Raw genomic sequence first — 18,686 nt, forward strand, 5'->3', positions numbered from 1 at the left:
ATCTACTGACGCCACAACACCGGCATCATTGGTTATATTTTTCTAATTTTTATTCAAAATTAAGTAATGAAACCGCACTTTTATTTTTCGTATGTAGATGGCGGCTTTAAGCAAAGAAATCAGATTGCTCACAAGGGTAGTCCGGCTTTTTCTATGAATCTAACATGCGCTCAAATTCATCAAGATTGGACACCTGGACCGCCGTACGGAGCAACTGCTTGAGGCGTTGCAAATCTTCGATAGTCGCAATGCGAGTAGATAGGGGGTCTGCTTCGTGCAGATCAAATCGAATCTCCAACACATCGAGAATATCTTCAATGGCGCGTTGTCTGCCCCCTTGCTCAATACCTTCCTCTCTGCCTTCTTGCTTAAAGTATTGGATAAGAGATGATTCGCGGATCAGATCCATGAGACCCTCCTTGATAATGATTTCAGAAACAGTTTCAGACGCGTAAACTAACTCGCTCAAAACCGCCATACCTGCCAGATAATTGGCCTTAGGTGACCGATCTATGCGGCGCATCCGAACCGTATGAATACACTGACGCAACCACGCTTCTGAGGCCATCCCTTCAGGTGGCTTCATCAAGGGCGTGAAAGGGATCAGACCCGAATGCCCCTCATCAAGAACGCGCTGGCCTTCGACCTCAATCAGTCGAATTACATTGTACTGAATCACCACGCGGTAGCCAGGTAGGACTTGCTCGTAGAATCCAGGATCGCGCTGCCCAGCATTGGGACGCAGGTAGATGACGTTAGAATAGATCGGCAAGCCATAATGCTCAATGGCGCGTCCGATATAGCCAGCCATACGGCGTGGCATAGGCGGATTGGTGCTGTCCGTAGTTTGAAACTCGTTGTGTACCAGTGCTTCTGCTTCGCCAATTCGCACACGGATGAAGCTATCTGTTCGGCGGGCTTCTACCGTGGGTTGCTCCGTGTCGATGACTTCAATGACCTCGACATCGTCTCGTGCGAGGGCGAAGCAGGCGAAGTGGTCGGGAAAGTGTTGAATCAAGTATTTGGAAATCGTGTCGATGTCTGCCATAAGAAATGCTCTGGGTCTGAGGGTTGGCGTCTTTTTGTAACACACAACAGTCAGAACCCCAGCAAACACCATGCCAATGTTATAGCATCGCTCGACAAATGGTATGAACAACCTCAAATACCCTTATTATGCCTTCAATATGCCGTATTTCACCCTTGTTTACAACTTGAATTTGTGGATCGCCTGTTTGGCGCGAACACGCTCTGCACATTTTGAGCGATGAATGGGCGGTAATGTGCAAGATATGTACCACTTGTCCATTTGTTCGCCGCGGTGGTTCTTGCGTAACATCAGTTATATGGGTATTTTGGGGTTGATATTATATAGAGGATTACTTATATACTACAAGATTTTGTAATTTTTTTTGCATAAGCAACAAAATATTGTGTTGCGTGTCGAGAATTACATCAATATCTTAAAGCGATAGGGGGTATCGCTTTAAGATCATCCCCTCTCCCTACAACATCCCCCACCTGGCGCATAGTCATTGACTTGGTAGTCATATAGTGAACGAGTCCCCCTCGTCATGCTTGTCCTTGATTTGTATGACACACCTATCTTGCAGAATGCGACCCACAAAAAACGCCGTTGATATTCCCCCTAAAGCAGTATATAGTATGTCTTTAGAATTATCATCCATGCATCTCCCCGATGAACAAAGAAACTGGTAAAGGAGTTGTGATATGGCTAAGCTCATATTTGAAGACGAAGATGTTGAAAGTCACGCAAATATGGACTACCAAAACGGTGGTCAGGCACAGCAAAACGGTATTCATGCACCCGTTGAAGCGGATAATACTGACGCGCCATCCGCGCTATGTTGCGGTGCCACTGGCGAGGCGTATGATCTAAGCAAACGCATCAACCCGGAAGACAAGCGACTGCTCAACTGCCGGCAGGTAGATGTAAACCAGTTAATGCCCCTCAAATACGAATGGGCCTGGGAGCACTATCTCAACGGATGTGCCAATCACTGGATGCCGACAGAAGTGCCCATGCAGCGCGACATAGAACTCTGGCGTTCAAATGCACTGAACGACGCCGAGCGAAAAGTCATCTTGCGAAACCTCGGATTCTTCAGCACGGGCGAAAGCCTCGTCGGCAACAACATCGTACTCGCAATCTTCAAACACATCACAAACTCCGAAGCCAGGCAATACCTCTTGCGCCAGGCATTTGAAGAAGCCATACACACGCACACATTCCACTACATCGTCGAATCCCTGGGCCTGAACGCACGCGAAGTATTCAACATGTATCACGAAGTCGCCTCCATCGAAGGCAAAGACAAATTCGTGATGGAACTAACCGAAGACGTATTGGACCCCAACTTCACAACACAAAGCATTGAAGGCATACAGAAATTCGTGAAAAACCTCGTCGGTTTTTACGTCATCATGGAAGGCATATTCTTTTACAGCGGCTTTGTCATGATCCTATCTTTCCACCGGCAAAACCGCATGACCGGCATTGGCGAACAATTCCAGTACATCCTGCGCGACGAAACCATACATCTGAATTTTGGCATCGACCTGATCAACACCATAAAATTGGAAAACCCAGAAATCTGGACAACGGAACTACAACGCGACATCTACGACCTCATCCACGAAGCCGTGGAATACGAAGTCATCTACGCACGGGATTGCGTACCCGACGGCGTACTCGGCCTCAATGAAGACTTATTCCGCGAATACGTCCAATTCATCGCCGATCGGCGATTGGAACGGATTGGACTACAAGCAGTCTATGGATCGAAAAATCCATTTCCGTGGATGGGTGAAACCATCGACATCGCCAAAGAAAAGAACTTCTTTGAAACGCGCGTCACGGATTATCAAAGCGCGGGATCCTTGCAGTGGGATGATTAAACCTGAAACTTGAACAAGAATTTATTCAGGCTTGACGGGGGAAGGGAAATCAGAGCCTGGTCCAGGGTGGAAGACACATATCTTCCACCCTGTTTTTTTATTGATCAGACATGGGAAAAGCCATAACCTCGCTTATAGAAGACGCCCCAGTAAGCAGCATAATGAGACGATCCACCCCAAGCGCAATACCGCCAGAAGGCGGCATCCCGTATTCGAGCGCCGCGAGAAAACGCTCGTCAATCGGATAAGCCGGATTCCCCTCACGCACGCGCTGGGCAACTTCCTCTTCCAACCGCTGGCGTTGCTCATCCGGATCGTTCAACTCTGTAAACGCATTGCACAACTCCACCCCCGCAATATAAACCTCAAAACGCTCAGCCAGATCTGGCGCACTGGACTTGCGTTTGGCAAGCGCAGCCATCGGCGCGGGATAATCGTACAAAATCGCGGGCTTTTGCACACCCAGATGTGGCTCAACCCGATCGAGAAAAACCTTAAAAAACGCGACATCTGGCGGATCGTCCTCATCAACCGTCGCATGCCCTGCCTGCCTGATAAAAGCACCCGTCTCCAAATACGGATCGGCAGTAATACCCGCATAGCGCAACATCGATTCCCGCACAGAAAGACGCTCCCACGGCGGCGTCAGATCAACCGCGTACTCACCCGTCCGCACAACAGGCTCTCCATATAAATCTGTCGCGAGACCGGCAATCAGATACTCGGTATCCACCATAATCTCCGTATAATCCGCGAACGCGCGATACCACTCCAGCATCGTAAACTCCGGCGTATGCATCCTGCCAACAGGCTCGTGCCGAAACACCTTGCAAACCTGGTATATCCGTTCAAATCCTCCCGCAAGAAGACGTTTCATCGCATACTCAGGCGACGTATGCAGATAAAACTGACGCATCTCATACATCGTCTGAAACGCCTCGAGATGCGGCTCCATACCCGGTTGCGGCACCATCAGAGGGGTCTCAACCTCAACAAAACCCTTCTCATCAAAAAAGCGGCGAATCCCCGCGATAATTTTGGCGCGCTTGCGCAAATTTGCCTGCACGCTCTGGGTTAAAGGCACCGCGCCATCGCGCGACGGCACCAGCACCCGCAGCACTGTACCATAAAAAACATCGCCTTCAAGACGCCCCTCAACCTCCACAATATCTCCAGTCCTTGCCTCATCCGCAGTATTAAAACCCAGACGCACCGAACCCGTCTCATCGGAAAGCGAATCTCGCTCTACAAGCCGCCCGGCCACAACCGCAAACGCACCCGACTGAAGTTCACAGATCCGATGCGTACGCTTACACCGCGCGGGATAATGGGGGGATGGATACTCGCGCATCTATATTGTCCTCGTCTCTTAATTGACAGCTAAATTCGATGTCATATATTACATGTTATTGCCTTCTTAACGCAAAAAATTTAATCTCCCACAATCCCAAAAGGACCCACCATGCGCCCCTACATCTGTTGTCACAACCACATCGGACGAACCATTAACCGCGCACCCACCGTCGGACAAAACGCCCAAATGTGCTTATCCCGATTTGCCGAAACCGACATTTACGCAGCCATCTCAATGCCAACAGCCGTGGGCAGCCCAATCACCCGGGGAATACAGGACATCCGGGAACAAAACGAAGCAATAGCCCGCGCATGCAAAAAATTTCCAGACGTATTCCCCATAGGCATGGCACTCATCGAGCCGCGATTTGGCGAACTCGGCATTGACGAAGCCGAAAAAGCCATGGACGACCTGAGCCTCGTCGGAATCGCCGGACATCCCCCGATGAAAGAAGAAATCCTCCCCATGGTAGAAGTCGCAGCCGCGCGAAACGGACTGTGCAACCTGCACTGGCACGACAACTTGATGGACCGCACCGCCCGAACATTTCCAAACGCACAATTTATCGTGCATGCCAGCACATGGGCCGCGGAAAACCTATCACAGCACGACAACATCTGGTTCGAAGTCGTACAATACCCCGATGGACGGGGATCCACATGGGACTTCAAATGGTTCGCCGACAAAGTCGGACGCGAGCGACTCATATTCGGAGCAGACCTGCCGTATTACGACTATCGCTTCCTCCAGCGCGTAATAGAAGAAGCCGACTGCGACGACGACCTGAAAGATCGAATCGCCCATCGAAATGTCCTGGCCCTGATCAAACAATACAAACCCGACTGGACATTGCCGACGCAACCGCCTCAAGCACCTCGTGTGTACAGTCCAGACAGGCTCTGGGCCTGCAACCCGGATCAGACAGATCGGTTGACCGTAGATATCTTGCCCTGACCACTAAGGAACAAAATGACTGGTAAGCGACCAAACATAATCGTATTTCTAACCGACGACCAGGGCTATGGCGACCTGGGCATCTACGGAAACCCAGACCTGGACACACCCCACATCGACCGCATCGGACAGGAAGGACTGTGCCTGAATCAGCACTACACCGCATCCCCAATCTGCGCGCCAGCCCGTGCCGCTTTTTTAACCGGACGCTACAATCACCGCGTAGGCGTACTGAGCGTAGAGTCAAACCGCGGACTGGACCGAATCGCACTCGGCGAATCCACAATCGCGGACCTATTCAAAGCAAACGGCTATGCAACGGGAATGGTGGGAAAATGGCACAACGGACTACACGACATGCGGTATCACCCGAACAACCGGGGCTTCGATGAATTCGCGGGATTCTTAAACGGAGGGATGAATTACTGGAACTGGATCATCGAATACAACGGACAGCCGAAATGGTCAGACGGCCGGTATCTCACCGACGTATTCACACAGGACGCCATTGAATTTATCAAACGGCACAAAACAGAGCCGTTCTTTCTCTACATAGCCTACAACGCGCCGCACGGACCACTCGAAGCGCCAGAAGAAGACATCCGCCCCTTTGAAGAAATGGAAAAATTCACCCGCGCCGTGTGCCTCACCTACGGAATGATCCGGCGGATGGACACCGGAATCGGGCAAATTCTGGATACACTCGAACAACACGACCTGGCGGAAGACACCATCGTACTGTACACCAGCGACAACGGACCTGTACACCTCGGCAAAGGCGAAAACGACCAGACCCGCTACAACGGACCATTTCGGGGCATGAAATACGATGTACTCGAAGGCGGAATCCGCGTACCGGGCCTGATCCGCTGGCCAGCGGGCTTGCCCAAGGGCAAGACGTATGACGGCATGCTTCATTTCACAGACTGGATGCCCACATTATTACAGGCCTGCGGAATCGACATGCAAACGCCCTCAGACGGAATGAATGTCATGCCCGCATTACAGGGAGACCCCCAAAAACTCCCGACCAAACGATACTGGCAATTCAACCGCTACAACCCCATCGGCACATGCAATGCCGCGATGCGGGATGGGGAATGGAAACTCTACTGGCCCCGCATTGAAGAAGCCATGCAAAAAATGAGATCGGACAATCCACCATTCCAGAAAAATCTCGAAGTACCGCATTTTCTCATGAACGTGGAAAATCCACCCGTGGAGCGGACACTATCACCACCAGGCGACCCGGAACTCTACAATATAAAAAATGACCCGCACGAAAACATCAACCTCGCCCAACAACAGCCAGACCGCGTACACCGCATGAAACGCGAACTGGAAACGTGGTTTGAAGCCGTAGAAGCAGATCGGCGGCGCATCGCATCGTCATAAATGATATCACAGATATAAACCTAAAATCGGTACAAATCTCAAGTTTAACTTGAAATATGTACCGATTTGCTTATTTTATCCATGAGTTACATCAACGCGAACAAGGATCAGCACCGTGATATTACGACAAATCGCCAGAGAATTGGCCGCGACGGCAAACGAATTTCCCGTAGTGACAATCATCGGGCCACGCCAGGCGGGAAAAACCACATTGGCGCGCATGCAATTTCCCAACCACGCTTACGCGAACCTGGAAGCACCCGACATACGCCTGCTTGCGACAAGCGATCCCAACGCTTTCTTCTCACAATTTCCCCCACCCGTTATCATCGACGAAATTCAGCGCGTACCCGAACTGCTCTCAACCATCCAGGTCCTCGCTGACAGCAACCCTCAACGCGGGCAATATATACTCACGGGCAGTCATCAGTTGCGCCTTCAAGAAGCCGTTGCCCAATCCCTGGCCGGACGCACCGCCCTCTTGCGCCTGCTGCCCCTGTCGATATCAGAACTCAAAGCAACCGGTATCACACACACGCGCGACGAATTTATCTACCAGGGCTTTATGCCCCGGCTTTACAACGAAAAAATCAATCCGACTCGCCTGTACCGAAATTACTGTCAAACCTATATCGAGCGCGACATCAGACAAATGATCAATCTCAGACGCCTGACAGATTTTGAGAACTTCACGCGCCTGTTGGCTGGACGCGTCGGTCAGATTTTGAATCTGAGTTCTCTATCTAACGACGTGGGTGTGTCGAGTACCACGCTAAAAGAATGGCTCTCCGTACTCGAAGCATCGCACACCATTTTCAGGTTGAATCCCTATTTTGAAAACTTTGGTAAACGCATCATCAAATCGCCAAAAATCTATTTTATCGATGTCGGACTCGCTTCCTACTTGCTCGGCATTGAATCGCCCGCACTCGCTACCCGGGATCCACTAATCGGGAATCTCTTTGAAAACATGGTCGTTATCGAAGCCTTGAAAGCCAGACTCAACGCGGGAAAAGAGCCTGAACTCTACTTTTACCGCGACAACAAAGGCAACGAAGTAGATCTGTTATTCAGGCAAAACAGGCAGTTAATCCCCATTGAAATCAAATCGGCTATGACCTTTAATCCAGAATTTGCAAAAGGCATCGCACAATTCCAAAAAATCGCGTCATCCGCGCAAAAAGGCCACATCATCTACGCGGGCAATCTCACACCCGAACTGTCCCATGCCAGCGTACTGCATTTTACCGACGTGGATCACATCTTTCTATAATCGAAGCCGCCCTATTCAACCGCAAAAAGCCGGTTGCGCGCTGGCAGGCTGACGATCTTCGAGAAATGGTAGATCTGCAAATCGGGATGGTCGGGATCGACCGTGGTGGGCACTTCGATCACGAAATCGGCGAAATGAGGGACATTAAAAGCCACGAAAGCCAGCATCAGGCAATCGATGAGCCGCTCGGGACGCATCGAAAGATCCGGAAAGGCGATCGGACCCGTATCGACCTGGTAGCGGTCGTCGTCACGGCGAGTATTCATCGTCTTAACCGGGCATTCAATCAGTGCCCGAAGGCCGGTATCGTCGTTGCGGATCTCGGTCTGCGAAACCAGCGGCGCAAAGCGATACGTCTCCTCGCGGATCTCTGCGTTCGACGGCAACTCGCGAATCGTCGTGCCTTCCACAAGGTGCAGGTCGTAACCGCCGAACATCTCCGTGTACGGGCGCGTTTCCCTGTAGCGGTCACTGAGATAAGCATGGCGCCTGAAAATAAGACCGTACCCGGCGCTGAAGATCGGCAGAAAATCGTAGTTGTCCTGTATAAACAGATCCTGCTCGTGAAAGGTATTCTCGCTCTTGCATGAGGCGGTCTGGTAGAAATCATCACAGATCCCCCGCCTGTCGTCGATAACGCGGGTGCGCGACTCAATCCAGAAACGCGCCTCATTGGCGTGCCCTTTCCCGATCAGGAACGAACGCCCGTAATCCAGCGGGATCATGTCGATTTGCGTATCGTCATTCATTGGTCTTCCTCTTCCGTTTGCAATTGACTACCTTCCGTCTCAGCAAGGAACTCACCATTTAACATCTCACTTCAAAAACCCCTGAACCCTCGGATGATCGAGCACATCGGTATTGAGCACATCCCTCGGCGTGCGACCTTCAAGCGCGTCAATAATTTGCGCCACGCAACACTCGTCAAGCCGAATAGCGGATTCCACAGTAATACCCGCGTTGTGATTGGTACAAATAATGCGGGGATGGTCTTTGTGAATCGCACGGGTCTGATTAACCGGATCATCGACCAGATAATAATAGAGCCGCTCTTCTTTAATCGCCCGGTTTATCGCCTCGTCATCCACCAGATTGCCGCGCGAGGGATTGATCACTGAGGCGTGGGGTTTCATCGCGCAGAGCAAATCGTAGGTCACAACCGTATCATCGCCCGAAAGATGGAGAGAAATCGCATCGCACTCCTCAAAAAGGGTGCGGGGATCATCGACCACCTCGGCATCGTACTGCGCGGCGACCGCCTCAATATCCGGACGGATATCATAGACCAGCAAACGCCCAGAAGCGCCCAAAAGCGGACGCGCGCGCTCCGCCATCGCCTGACCAATTCTTCCCAGTCCCCAGATCCCCAGCGTAGAACCTTCTGCCTCATAAGTCTTGATAATCTCAAAATTCCCCGCATGGCTATTTCGGTTCAAAGTATAAACGCGCTTCAGCGCGGCCATCCACTGCGCAATCGCAAATTCGGCAACCGTAACCATATGCACGGGAGCAACCGTCACAAGAACACCGCAATCCGTTGCGCGCGGCACATCCACCTTTTCAAATCCCACACCCCAGCGCGCAACAATGCGCAAATCGCGCGCCGTGGCGTAAAACTCGGGCGTAAACACCACCGAATCTGCCAGAACACCCACCACACCCTCGGCGTGTTCGGCACCAAATTCGGTCTCATCGTAAAATTCCACCTCCGCATAATCGCGCAACCTGTCAATCGCCCTCGTCCGCTCCTCAGATGCAAACTCGGGACCCTGCAATTTATCTGTAATAAGAATTCTTTGAGCCATATCTCCCTCTGAAATTCGTTAATGAACTGCTGCTGTCTCCTTCTCACCCTTCATCTGCCTTTCGCCTTTCATCTGCGTGCATCTGCGCTATCTGCGGATCCAATCAACGGCAACAACTTCTCGGCCGTTTTCTCCACCAGAAAAGTGTAAAATGCCTCACTCAACAGACTGCTCCCGTGATCCTGAATAAATTTTAGCTCCTCGGGTGTAATATCAACGGGATTGGTCTCCACCGCATTGGGATATTCATTCGCAGGCGTCCGGTCAATCGGCGCGACAAACTCCACCGTAAGCGCACCATCATAACCCACCTCTTTGAGCGTCGCCACCAACTTTGCCCAATCCCAGTTCCCCAGCCCACACGCCATGCGGTTGTTATCCGCCACATGAAAATCCACCAGCCTGTCGCCGGCATCTCGGATAGCTTGATACGGGTCTGCCTCTTCGATATTGATATGAAAAGCATCTAAACACACCCCGCAATTCGCACCCGTCGCCTCTGATAGGGCAAGCGCCTGAGCCCCCCGGGTAATAAAATACGTCTCAAACCGATTGATGGGTTCAATAGCGAGGCGAACCCCCTCTCTTTCGGAATGATCGTAAACCTCCTGCATGCCCGCCACAGCCCATTCCCATTCCTCATCGGGCGTGGCATCCGGTTCGATTTTCCCCACAGTAGCAGGCACCACAGTCAGCTCATACCCATCGAGTTCCTTAACCATCGTAACACAGTCCTTGACGTACTGCACGGATTGTGCCCGAATCCCCGCATCTTTGGCCAACATATTGCGGTCACCCATCATCAACGTCACCGCCCCCCAGCAGCGGATATTGTACTCATTGAGCAAAGCACGCACCTCTGACGTATCATACCGCTCGGGTTCACCGCTAAGCTCAATACTCTCGTACCCAAATTTTGCCAACCGCTCAAGCGTGACTTCGAGAGACTCCGACCGCATCCAATTGTGCATAGACAAATGCATCAATAACCTCCCTGAACAATAATATCCGGCGTATTTTCAACGCGCCCCCACCAGAGCGCCATATCAAAAGTGGGATCTCCCGTGAGAAAACGCCAGAACTTGATGCGATTCATAAGCTCAATGCGATGGCGTTGCCCGTGCCAGGGAATCTTCTGATTGAGTGATTGTTTAACCTCGGGACTATCGAGATCATCCGTATTCCACAAACGCTGCTGCCGAACCGTGGGATTCAGGCGCAGCTTAAACATATACCGGTCCCTATCCGTAAAATTGCTCCGCGCCGAATGCCATATATTCGTATGCCAGAAAAACATCGTCCCCGCCTCACAAACCGCCTGCACCTGCCCGATGATATTCTGATAGCGCTTAATCTCAGCTTCGTGAACCCGGCGAAATTGCGTACCCGGCACAAAAAGCGTACCCCCACTTTCCAGCGGCGTATCCTCTGGAAAAAAGGAAATCTGAATATCGAAATGCAAATCGCGAACATCGTATTCGGCATCCTGATGCAAATTGGCACCCTTGCGCGTATTTGCCGGCGTAAGATGCGCCGCGTGGTGATCGTATCGCGGGTTGGGACCCACCAGACTGTGAATAATCGCTGCCACCTTGGGCAGACGAAAAACCTTGCCAATAGCTTCATCGGGCCAGGCCTCGCTAAACGGCGAGCCCATCGGAGCGCGGCGTCTGAGCTTGCCCGTACTCATCTCTTCATGTGCAGCTTCGCAGAGTTCGCGCGGCACCAGATTGTCAAAACGCAGAAAACCCGTACTTGCAAACTGCGCCATTTCCACAGACGTAAGCAAAAGATTCTTATCCATTCATCGCCTCCATTTTTTCCAGGACAAATTCAAAATCGAGATAATCGTTTTCGTATTCGCGCCCAACTTGCGGTGCTTTGATAAAAGGCACCTGAATAACGCGCCAGCCATCGCGCATCGCATCCAGCACAGAATTATAAGGCGGCTCGGCATCCTCACCTGCAGCTTCAAACGTCTCATCGGTCGTGCCATCGTAAAGTGACCAACCAACAACTTCGCTCTCCAAACTGGAATTGCCCAGATAGAGAAAGAGTAACTTTTGTCTTAATTGTGTTTCAGCCATTCACGCCCTCCTCATTCTGAAATGAATATACGGCATACAACAAAAATTTGTCCATATTGATTTATAGGAGACCCCCCAGATCGAGCATATCGCGCGTAATAAGCGGCTCGCCCAGAGGACGGGAGAGAAAGGGACCGTGATAATCCGAGCCACCGGAGATAAGCAGATCGTTTTGCTTGCAAAAATCAATATAGTACCTGGTCTCAGAAAGATCATTTACCGAAGGCGAATAGCACTCGATACCAGCGATGCCAAAGTCGCGTCACTGCATGAGTTGATCTCTCGACATCGGTTCGCCGCCCTGATACACATTGGGATGCGCGAGAAAAGGGAAGCCACCTGCGTCTTTGACCGTCTGAATAACGATTTCAGGCGGAGGGCATTCAACGCGCATGGTCAGGTGCTGAGTAATCGCAAAGTACCCGGGAATATCATTGATGATACCCTGGTCAATGAGGAAATTCAAGGACTTCCAGCCGCCGCGTATCGGATCATAAGTATAGGATTCGTATTGTTCAAAATCGATGCACGCGTCTTGTTCAGCCAGCAGGCGAACCGTTTCCCGATTGAGGGCGGCGCGCTCCTCGCGATTGTATGAGAGAAGAGATTGAAGACCCGGGTGCTCAAAGTCAATGCCATAGCAAGTAATGTGATATTCGCGATCGTACAGCGTTGAAATTTCAACACCGGGGATACAGTGCATACCACGCGCTTCGGCCTCGGAAATCATGGGTTGGCTATTTTGGGTCGTATCGTGATCGGTAACCGCAAAAGTCGTGATATTATATTCGGCGAGCAAATCGAGGAGTTCAGACCGCGTCCATGCACCATCAGAAGCGGTCGTGTGCATGTGGAGATCAATGTACATTATTCCTACTTGTACCAAGTTAAGGAAGTTGTCAAACGAGGTTTTCAGTTGGAATCGTTCTCAAAAGATTCCCCATCACTTTTTTTGCATTAAAAATATCGATCAGATAAACCTGATTATCTTTAAATTCAACTGTAAAACCATCCCCTTTGATCACCTGGTCAGGTATGCCTCGCATATCCCGCCGAAAAAAGAGAATATTTCCGGTTTGAGGATCGATCTTCTTGTCAAAAAGTTCGGACTTAAAGTTTAAATCCATATTCATACCAAAATGTAGCAAAATTGAAGCCTAAAAACAGCGACTTTTTCATCTATCTGTTTCATAATCGAACACGAGCACATCATCCACAATCGGACGTTAAAAGTGACGCCGGGATTTTTAAAACAGCTTCTTAGACAGCAGAAGGCGTTTGGGTTGGTTTGCGCGGCGGAAATGATACCGGCTTCTGGGATAACCGGGCTTGTCGCTTTTGAATATCTTCATAAATAGCGTCAATATCGTGATTGAACTCAGCGGCGTATTTCTCACGGAGCTTTCGCGTTTCTTCCACAATTGGATCTTTCCACATGATTCAACCCTCCATCAATTCTTGAGGCGTACAGATGATAGGCGGTTCAAAGCCTTCCTGACGACAAATTTCTTCTATTCGTGGCCTCATAACTGCATTGGCGATGTGTGTGCAATTCCAGGTAAGCAAATATTCCATACCGTTAACCGCTGCAACTGCGATATGGTAGGCATCCATTTCAGCTACATCTGGAATGGGACCCTCTGAAACCAGGTTTCTGGCAAGTTCTCTGACTTCTTCGGTCACATCAAGTTTTGGTAAAGGTCCAATGGCATTCAAACGCCGCTGTGCAAGATCAGGAGTGCCACGATGCGCTTCAGAAGTAACCAGTTCGGAAACAAAAAGTTCGAAATGAGGCCGTCTTGTTTCCCACCACTCAATAGTTATACTCTGATTTGCTGCAACCCTGAGGTCGTTACTCAGACGTGCGGTCAGATAACTGATTATCGACGTTTCTATGTAAACCTTTGGCTTCACTGTTTGCCTTTTCATATCTCATACATCAAACACCAGCACATCATCCACAATTGGACGTATAAAAGTCTGGCTAAGTGCCCTGTGATCTGGATGCGGCAAATAGAAATCTCGCGCGGCCTCATCCCTAAACCGAATAATAAATCCCCAGTCATAGCCGTAATTTTTGCCCTCGGGACTATTGTTATACCCCGCAGTAATCTCCTCCATACCCGGAATACTCCCCTTTTCTTTTAGCGCAATCAGGCCATCGTGTAGGCCCCGGGTCTGTTCCTGTGTAACCCCATCTTTGAGCTTGAGAAGAACAATATGATCTATCATAAAAAATCCTTTCACCTTAATGCGCGTTCGCGACCCAAATGCCAAACACACCACAGAACAAGCGCGTAAGCCACGGCGGCAATATAAAAATTAACAGATATCCCAAATATAAGAGAAACAAACACAGCCAGAGCAGAACACAGCACACCCATAATCCCATTCAGTGCCCAGAACCACGGCGTATCGTCTTCATAATCAGTCTGAACCAGACGCATACCCGTCGGAAAAAACAGCCCCATAAGCATCCCAACGGGAAAAATGACCAGAACAGACATCAGTATTTTTGTCGTCGTATCCTCCGCCATCATGTGAGACAACAAATAGTGGAGAACCGTATTGAGAGCAACAACACTCGCCGCCGTTATAATGGGAAAAACATAAACCCACGGCTTTCGCGTAAGCGGAAGATGGTCGCTTACAAAACTGCCCACACCCGTACTTGCAATAAGCGTAAACAGCAATATACCCAGCGAATAGATCGGGTGTCCAGTAAATACGTTGAGCCGTTGAATCAGGGCAATCTCCACAAACATAAAAGCCGAACCAATAAGAAAAAAATACAGTGCCCCAAACCAGAAACCGGGTGTTTGTATCAGCATTGTGGGTCTATGCGCGAGCCACAAAGGCACGCCAATCGTCGCAACAGCGAGCACACCGAGCACAACCAAAAGCACCAGAAGCGTAGCCAGTGCTCTCAAATTACCGCTGAGAACACCCTCTTGACCTCGCAGTGCCGTATCCAGATGGCCCAGCTTCAACATATTAAAAAAATAGGGATTGTCATCCGTCGGCGGGCTGTAATCGAGTTCAGCCTGAGCTATGGCCTCTGCGAGTTGCTCTGTGGATTGGGCAGATAAAATTTGCCTCAACATGGGGTCTGTCGGCAAACCATCTGGCACATGCACAATCTGATATTGCAACGCTGCGCACACCTGTCTCAAACGACTAATATCCCCCTCACTCAGCGACTGCCGACAAACCAGCAAAGTCGAAACATTGCCGATTGTCATAAGCGCCATATGATCAGCCGGTCTTTTGACATCCAGCCGCAAAAGCGATTCAACGCCCAGACTCAACACCCGACCGGTTTCCCCAATATGTTCGGCACTGTACCAACGCGACACCGTAAAAATACCGTCCTCTGACAGACGGCTGAGAAATGTCTGCCAGGCCTCAACAGTATAAAGCGCATTTTCAGACAGAGAAAATGCACCCGCGCCCGTTGCTGCCCAGGTATCGATCAACGCCATCTGAATAACGGAAAACCGCTCGCGACTCTGCGACAAAAAACTGCGCGCATCATCAACCACAAACGTCACGTCATCCCGGTCGGCGAGACCAGCAAACTCGCGAAACTCATTCTGGAGTAAATCGACAAAAATCGGATTGACCTCAATACCCAGAACAGCGTCGTGACCAAAAAAGAGCGCACTCTGGATATCCTTCCCCCCGCCCACACCAATAATACAGGCTTTGCCCCGTCTATTGAGATAATACCCGACATTTGTAATATCATAACGCAGATGTTCAATATCTCCGAGCAAAGCAAACGATCTAATAGCCGTACCCGCTGCACCGTCAATCGTCATCCCGTGAAAAAAGATATTTTTTCCTTCTGCTACGGGGCTACCACCCCAGAGTTGCGGAGGCAAATATTGCTGGCGATAGACAACAACGCGCGAAAAGGAATTCCACCGTTCTGAAATCTGTTCACTGAGTCTTTGAAACTTCTCTTTCACAAACATCGGACGAACACCATATGGGGTCTGCGCATTGAGAATCCCCAACACAAAAAACAGCAACGCGAACGCGATATAACGACGGACAGCGCGAGAGTGTGCAACACGGGCAAAACACGCGCCCGCCAGCGCGCCAATACCGCTACACCACAACATCAGACTCGGCGCATCAACTAATTCGAGACCGCCCAACACAATCAGACAACCAGCAGAAGCACCTGTTAAATCACTGGCATAAAGCCTGCCAATCGGCGCATTGAATCGCGTCAACACAGTCGTGATAACCAGACCCGCATAATAAAACGGCCAGGCGCAGACCAGCGTCGCTACAAAAAGCACGATCAGACTCAGAATACTCCTGTAAAACCCGATAGGCAGAACGCACAAAAGGATCAGAGACGCGGGAATAGACAGCGCAAATCCGAGACAGGCTCGGGTAATCGCGTCATATTTGTTCTCACCGTCAAACCGACCTCTTTGCACATAGACCTGAATAGCCCCCGCAGTCATCCCCAGCATGGCAATAGAAATCGAAAAAAACGCCAGATGGTACCAGGTAATAACACTCAGCAGACGCACCAGAACAATCTGGATCGCCAGCGACGCCAAAGCGATCAAAAAAAGTCCGGAATAAGCTGCGATTGAACGTTCGTTTCTCATAAGCTAAGAAATTCATTCATACGGGGTGGCCGGGTGGGGTTCGTCTATTCGCTGATTCGCTGATTCGCTGATTCGTTGATTCGTTGATTCGTCCCCCGAAAGTACACCCATTCGGCAAAATCATCAAGCCTAATACACGCGTCCTTCATCCTCCACACTTCCCCTTGACAGCCTCAATCCACCACCCTATATAGAAACCATGGCTGAAGTCGCTCAAGAACACCGACAAAAAGACCCCACCGCACGCGCATTGACCTATAAGTCAATCATCCTGGGACTAACCCTTGTACTCGTAGCCGCGCTCGGTGGATTTTACGCACGGCACATCTTGCACACAACGCGGCTGGCGCAAAATCACCTGTCCCTCGCCGTGGTATTTCCCTTTGCAATAACCGTCGTCTTCTTGCGACATTATCTCAAACTCAACCGGGGCGAACTGCTCGTCATCTTCTCAATGGGCCTGATCGCCTCAACCCTGCCAACGTACTTCTTGAGCCGATTAATCGCCAGCTTTTGCGTACCGTATTACCTCGCCGACCCCACAAATCGGTGGGGCGAATTTACACACGATTACCTGCCATCCTGGGCCGTAATTGAACCCGGTCCGGCACTGACGTGGTTCTTCGAGGGCCTGCCGCGCGGCGCGCCTGTACCGTGGGAAGTGTGGATCGGACCTTTATTCTGGTGGTTGAGCCTGCTCGCCGCACTCTGCGCCGTCTTGTTGTGTACTGCGGTAATCCTCCGCAAACAATGGATCGAATACGAGCGACTCGACTACGCCCTCATGGAATTGCCCCTCGCAATGGTCGAGGAAGGCGATACACCATCCCGCCTGCCGCCATTCATGCGCTCGCCGCTATTCTGGATGGGCTTTTCTTTTTCGATCTTCGGAATACTATGGAACATCGTATCCTATTTTAACCCCACATTCCCCGTATTTCCCTGGCGGTTTGAAGCCATCTCCTTTGGGCGAGATTTTCAGGCAATTCGCATGAACCTCTACTGGCCCATCGTGGGATTTGCCTACTTTATCAACTTAGACATCTCATTTAGCATCTGCTTCTTCTACCTCCTCGCGGTCATAGAAGAGGGATTATTCAACCGATTTGGCGTCATAATTTCAGAAGCAAATTTTGCTGGCACTTCCTTTGTGCCCGTGGGCTGGCAAATGATCGGCGTGTGGTTTACTGTTGTAGGCTGGGGACTCTGGATTGCGCGGTCGCACCTGCGCGATGTATTTCGCAAAGCATTCAAAGGCGATGCAAAAATTGATGACTCAGACGAATTGCTCTCTTATCGAGGTGCTGTCTTCGGCCTGTTGGGTGGACTGCTTTACATGTCCTGCTGGTTTTACGCCTCGGGCATGGGTCTGTGGGTCATCGCGGTATTTCTCATCGTCATGATGGTCGTCTATATCGGGATTTCCCGCATCATCGCCGAAACAGGCGTCATCACCATCCGCGCAGTCATGGTACCGCAGACATTTATCATGTTCACATTTGGCACCACGCGACTATCCGCACAAACCATGGTCGCACTCGGCATGTCATTTGGCTGGTGTGGCGACATGAAAACAACACTCATGCCCGCCCTGACCCACTCCGTCCGTCTATTTGACACCATTCAGCACCACAAACGGCAACTCGTCTGGGCCATATGTCTGGCAATGGGCGTGGGCATTGTCGCATCCTGTTTGTATATCATATCCATGGGATATGAAGGCGGCGCGGGCAATTACGGATCGCAAATCTCCGGAAGCTTAGCGCGCGGACCCTGGGACTTTGTGGTCAAATACGCAAGAGACCCCATCAATCCCGACTGGCGCAAAATGGCCTTCTTCACCAGCGGCATCGCCTTTGCTGCCCTCCTGTACTTCTTGCGCTATCGCTACACCTGGTGGCCTCTGCACCCACTGGGACTGGCAACCGGACCTGCGTATCCCGTAACCCATGTAATCTTCCCAATTTTTCTCGGCTGGCTGAGCAAACTCGCGATCCTGCGTTTTGGCGGCAGCAGAACCTATCGCAGTGCCCGCCCCTTCTTCCTCGGATTGATAATGGGATACTACGTAGGCGCGGGCATCTCGTTCTTTGTCGATATGATCTGGTTTTATGGACAAGGACACGGCGTCCCGTTTTCCGATTGATGACCAGGCGTAATTTGTATTTGGATATTATGACAAAAATTTATAGACGCGATATTGCTCTGTGTGCTCAGTTTCCTTATATTGATTTAGTCTATAACAGTGGTGAAGCCCTTGACCATTAC

The 18,686-nt window shown here is 50.6% G+C and carries 18 protein-coding genes; 5 read left to right on the forward strand and 13 right to left on the reverse strand.

The window, feature by feature from the left end; genetic code table 11:
* Positions 1-151: 151 nt before the first annotated feature.
* On the reverse strand, positions 152-1,048 hold the full coding sequence (locus OXH16_04520; GenBank protein ID MCY3680637.1) for a hypothetical protein: 897 nt from the start codon (positions 1,046-1,048) through the stop codon (positions 152-154).
* A gap of 683 nt (positions 1,049-1,731) precedes the next feature.
* Here OXH16_04520 and OXH16_04525 point away from each other — a divergent pair.
* Positions 1,732-2,919 (forward strand): ribonucleotide-diphosphate reductase subunit beta, encoded by a 1,188-nt coding sequence (locus OXH16_04525; protein ID MCY3680638.1) that lies wholly within the window; start codon positions 1,732-1,734, stop codon positions 2,917-2,919.
* A 97-nt stretch (positions 2,920-3,016) separates the two neighbouring features.
* Here OXH16_04525 and epmA read toward each other — a convergent pair whose 3' ends face one another.
* Positions 3,017-4,270 carry an EF-P lysine aminoacylase EpmA gene (gene epmA, locus OXH16_04530; protein ID MCY3680639.1) on the reverse strand — a complete coding sequence of 418 codons (1,254 nt, stop codon included), beginning with the start codon at positions 4,268-4,270 and terminating at the stop codon, positions 3,017-3,019.
* Between the two features lie 111 nt (positions 4,271-4,381).
* Between epmA and OXH16_04535 the strand changes: the two genes are divergently transcribed.
* From OXH16_04535 to OXH16_04545, 3 genes are all read left to right on the forward strand, one after another.
* Positions 4,382-5,227 carry an amidohydrolase family protein gene (locus tag OXH16_04535; GenBank protein ID MCY3680640.1) on the forward strand — a complete coding sequence of 282 codons (846 nt, stop codon included), beginning with the start codon at positions 4,382-4,384 and terminating at the stop codon, positions 5,225-5,227.
* A 15-nt stretch (positions 5,228-5,242) separates the two neighbouring features.
* Entirely contained in the window at positions 5,243-6,622 is a 1,380-nt protein-coding gene (locus OXH16_04540; protein ID MCY3680641.1) for a sulfatase-like hydrolase/transferase, read from the forward strand.
* Positions 6,623-6,737: 115 nt separating this feature from the next.
* The gene (locus OXH16_04545) at positions 6,738-7,895 is read left to right on the forward strand and encodes an ATP-binding protein (GenBank protein MCY3680642.1); all 1,158 of its coding nucleotides are present in this window, start codon (positions 6,738-6,740) and stop codon (positions 7,893-7,895) included.
* 11 nt (positions 7,896-7,906) lie between these two features.
* On the opposite strand, the gene OXH16_04550 is transcribed toward OXH16_04545, so the two are convergent.
* From OXH16_04550 to OXH16_04600, 11 genes are all read right to left on the reverse strand, one after another.
* The gene (locus tag OXH16_04550; GenBank protein MCY3680643.1) at positions 7,907-8,644 is read right to left on the reverse strand and encodes a hypothetical protein; all 738 of its coding nucleotides are present in this window, start codon (positions 8,642-8,644) and stop codon (positions 7,907-7,909) included.
* Between the two features lie 66 nt (positions 8,645-8,710).
* On the reverse strand, positions 8,711-9,700 hold the full coding sequence (locus tag OXH16_04555) for an NAD(P)-binding domain-containing protein (protein ID MCY3680644.1): 990 nt from the start codon (positions 9,698-9,700) through the stop codon (positions 8,711-8,713).
* Positions 9,701-9,768: 68 nt separating this feature from the next.
* Entirely contained in the window at positions 9,769-10,683 is a 915-nt protein-coding gene (locus OXH16_04560; GenBank protein ID MCY3680645.1) for a sugar phosphate isomerase/epimerase, read from the reverse strand.
* Positions 10,683-11,504: a phytanoyl-CoA dioxygenase family protein gene (locus OXH16_04565; protein ID MCY3680646.1), complete on the reverse strand. Its 822-nt coding sequence runs from the start codon at positions 11,502-11,504 to the stop codon at positions 10,683-10,685. Before OXH16_04565 ends, OXH16_04560 begins: the two co-directional genes overlap by 1 nt.
* Entirely contained in the window at positions 11,497-11,787 is a 291-nt protein-coding gene (locus OXH16_04570) for a hypothetical protein (protein MCY3680647.1), read from the reverse strand. Before OXH16_04570 ends, OXH16_04565 begins: the two co-directional genes overlap by 8 nt.
* Positions 11,788-12,049: 262 nt before the next feature.
* Positions 12,050-12,655: a PHP domain-containing protein gene (locus OXH16_04575; protein ID MCY3680648.1), complete on the reverse strand. Its 606-nt coding sequence runs from the start codon at positions 12,653-12,655 to the stop codon at positions 12,050-12,052.
* A gap of 31 nt (positions 12,656-12,686) precedes the next feature.
* On the reverse strand, positions 12,687-12,914 hold the full coding sequence (locus tag OXH16_04580) for a hypothetical protein (GenBank protein ID MCY3680649.1): 228 nt from the start codon (positions 12,912-12,914) through the stop codon (positions 12,687-12,689).
* Between the two features lie 133 nt (positions 12,915-13,047).
* Positions 13,048-13,224 (reverse strand): hypothetical protein, encoded by a 177-nt coding sequence (locus tag OXH16_04585; GenBank protein ID MCY3680650.1) that lies wholly within the window; start codon positions 13,222-13,224, stop codon positions 13,048-13,050.
* Between the two features lie 3 nt (positions 13,225-13,227).
* A complete protein-coding gene (locus OXH16_04590) occupies positions 13,228-13,701 on the reverse strand; it encodes a type II toxin-antitoxin system VapC family toxin (GenBank protein MCY3680651.1) in 474 nt (157 codons plus the stop codon).
* An 18-nt stretch (positions 13,702-13,719) separates the two neighbouring features.
* Complete coding sequence (locus tag OXH16_04595) at positions 13,720-14,019, reverse strand: Dabb family protein (GenBank protein ID MCY3680652.1); 300 nt, start codon at positions 14,017-14,019, stop codon at positions 13,720-13,722.
* An 11-nt stretch (positions 14,020-14,030) separates the two neighbouring features.
* A complete protein-coding gene (locus OXH16_04600) occupies positions 14,031-16,418 on the reverse strand; it encodes a hypothetical protein (GenBank protein ID MCY3680653.1) in 2,388 nt (795 codons plus the stop codon).
* Positions 16,419-16,617: 199 nt separating this feature from the next.
* Here OXH16_04600 and OXH16_04605 point away from each other — a divergent pair, with 199 nt between their 5' ends.
* Entirely contained in the window at positions 16,618-18,564 is a 1,947-nt protein-coding gene (locus tag OXH16_04605; protein MCY3680654.1) for a hypothetical protein, read from the forward strand.
* The last annotated feature ends 122 nt before the right edge of the window (positions 18,565-18,686 follow it).

It is taken from the genome of Gemmatimonadota bacterium, from assembly GCA_026705765.1.
Lineage (GTDB): Bacteria > Latescibacterota > UBA2968 > UBA2968 > UBA2968 > VXRD01.